The organism is Desulfofundulus sp. (assembly GCF_049701015.1).
In the GTDB taxonomy this organism is placed as follows: Bacteria; Bacillota; Desulfotomaculia; order Desulfotomaculales; family Desulfovirgulaceae; genus Desulfofundulus.
The window spans coordinates 1-2441 of the sequence record NZ_JBNATZ010000322.1; the positions used below are offsets into that span (position 1 = coordinate 1).

2 protein-coding genes and 1 pseudogene are annotated in these 2441 nt (G+C 58.7%); all 3 read left to right on the forward strand.

Translation table 11 applies throughout. The features are described from left to right. Positions 1-104 precede the first annotated feature (104 nt). A complete protein-coding gene (locus tag ACPLUI_RS13855) occupies positions 105-1007 on the forward strand; it encodes a DUF1385 domain-containing protein (RefSeq protein ID WP_424660834.1) in 903 nt (300 codons plus the stop codon). Further along, complete coding sequence (prfA, locus tag ACPLUI_RS13860) at positions 970-2043, forward strand: peptide chain release factor 1 (RefSeq protein WP_424660835.1); 1074 nt, start codon at positions 970-972, stop codon at positions 2041-2043. The genes ACPLUI_RS13855 and prfA overlap by 38 nt, the downstream gene beginning before the upstream one ends. Positions 2044-2180: 137 nt before the next feature. Further along, positions 2181-2441, forward strand: a pseudogene (locus tag ACPLUI_RS13865) (peptide chain release factor N(5)-glutamine methyltransferase); the annotation flags it as partial.

Consider the following 2441-nt stretch of genomic DNA (forward strand, 5'->3'; position numbering starts at 1 on the left):
AGCAGAGCGGGTGCTCTGCTATTTGCTTGGAGATGCCCGCGCCTGCAATCAAAACGTTAGTGATGTTCCGGTTTCGCCTCCGAAAAGCGTGAGGGGAGAGCGTGATGGGCGATTTTCAATACGGCGGGCAGGCCGTCATTGAAGGAGTAATGATGCGGGGGCCGTCTCTAAGGGCCGTGGCGGTACGCCGGCCCGATGCCACCGTTGTTCTGGATACCAGGCCCGTGGGTTCCCTTGCTGCCCGGTTCCCCGTGCTGAAGTGGCCCCTCGTCAGGGGCGTGGTAGCACTGATTGAATCACTGGTCATGGGTCTGGAGGCCCTCTCTTTTTCAGCAGGCCAGGCCGTAGGGGAGGAAGAGGAGCTGAGTTCCCGCGAGATTATTTTAACCCTGGTCGTGGCCCTGGGCCTGGGGGTGTTTTTATTCGTGATCCTGCCTGCCGGTCTCGCTCACTTAATGGCGGGCTTCATGCGGGGAGCTCTGGTTCAGAATTTTATCGAAGGAGCAATTCGTCTGGGTATCTTTCTCCTTTATGTGGCCGGCATAGGAATGCTGCCTGATATCCGGAGGGTTTTTCAATACCATGGGGCCGAGCACAAGGTGATCAATGCTTACGAGGCCGGAGAGGAACTTACCGTACCCAATGTGCAGCGTTACTCGACCTTCCACCCGCGTTGCGGTACCAGTTTCATACTCATTGTACTTGTGGTGAGCATCTTTCTCTTTTCCATCCTGGGCGAGCAGGTACTGTGGTGGCGGATTACTTCGCGCATTTTACTGCTGCCCCTGCTGGCGGGCGTTTCCTATGAGCTCTTGAAGTTTTCCGCCAGGTACCCTGATTTTTTCCTGTCCCGGCTCTTCATCATTCCCGGCCGGTGGCTGCAGGGCCTGACCACCCGGGAGCCCGATGACGACCAGGTGGAAGTGGCCATCTCTGCCCTGGGGGCGGTGCTAGGAGGTGATGCAAGGCATGCTCGACAAACTGGACAGCCTGGAGCAGCGTTATGAGGAGTTGAGCAACCTGATTGCCAGCCCGGAAGTAATCAGCGACCGGGCACGCTGGCAGCAGTATGTCAAGGCCCATGCGGAACTGGAAGAGATAGTCGGCGTGTACCGGGAGTACAAAAAAGTGTGCCGGGAAATCCAGGAAGCAAAGGAACTCTTGAGAGAAAAGTTGGAGCCGGATTTCCGGGAACTGGTTGAGACGGAGCTTGAGGCCCAGGAGGAAAAGAAGGAAGAACTGGAACACAAATTAAAAGTACTGCTGTTGCCCAGGGACCCCAATGATGAGAAGAACGTCATTATGGAAATACGCGCCGGTACGGGGGGCGAGGAGGCGGCTCTTTTTGCGGCCGACCTGTTTCGCATGTACACCCGGTATGCCGAGCGCCAGGGCTGGAAAATCGATCTGATGAACACCAGCTACACCGACCTGGGCGGCATTAAAGAAGTCATCTTCCTCATCGAGGGCAGGGGGGCCTACAGCAGGTTGAAGTTTGAAAGCGGCGTGCACCGGGTGCAGCGGGTACCCACCACTGAGTCGGGGGGGCGGATTCATACTTCGGCCGCGACGGTGGCCGTCCTGCCGGAAGCTGAGGAAGTGGACGTGGAGATCAACCCCAACGACCTGCGTATAGATGTCTTTTGCTCCACCGGGCCGGGCGGCCAGTCAGTGAACACGACCCAGTCCGCGGTGCGCATTACCCACCTGCCCACGGGGATCGTGGTTTCCTGCCAGGATGAGAAAAGCCAGCATAAAAACAAGGAAAAGGCCATGAGGGTCCTGCGGGCCCGTCTGCTTGACCGGCTGCAGGAAGAGCAGCAGCAAAAGATTGCCTCCGCGCGCCGTTCCATGGTCGGGACCGGGGACCGCAGCGAGCGGATACGCACTTATAACTTCCCGCAGAACCGCGTCACCGATCACCGTATCGGTTTGACCGTCCACCGCCTCGAGGAAGTGCTCATGGGGGAACTGGACGAAATTATCGACGCCCTGGTAACCACAGATCAGGCCCGGCGCCTGCAGCAGGTGGACAGTGCATGAATCGGGGAGGTAAATATTCAGTGAACACGGTTGGAGGCGGCACTGTCCGGAGCGAACGACGCAGCTTACACCGGTAACAGCGCCGCATCCTCGTTACAACGGTTTTACTGAATATTTACTCGAGGGGGACTTTTGATATGGATGTTGCTACCGCCCTGGCCCGCGCCAGGGCTTTCCTGCGCCAGAAAGGCATCGAGGCCGCCCCCCTGGAGGCGGAGGTGTTGCTCGCCCATGTCACCGGTACGGACCGCGTGGGTTTGTACCGGGACCCGGGCCGCCCTCTTTCCGCGGGGGAGGAGGAAAAATTCCGGGAACTGCTGCAGAGACGCGCCGCAGGTGAACCGGTGGCCTACCTGACGGGCTGCCGGGAGTTTATGGGACTTACCTTCCGGGTCACC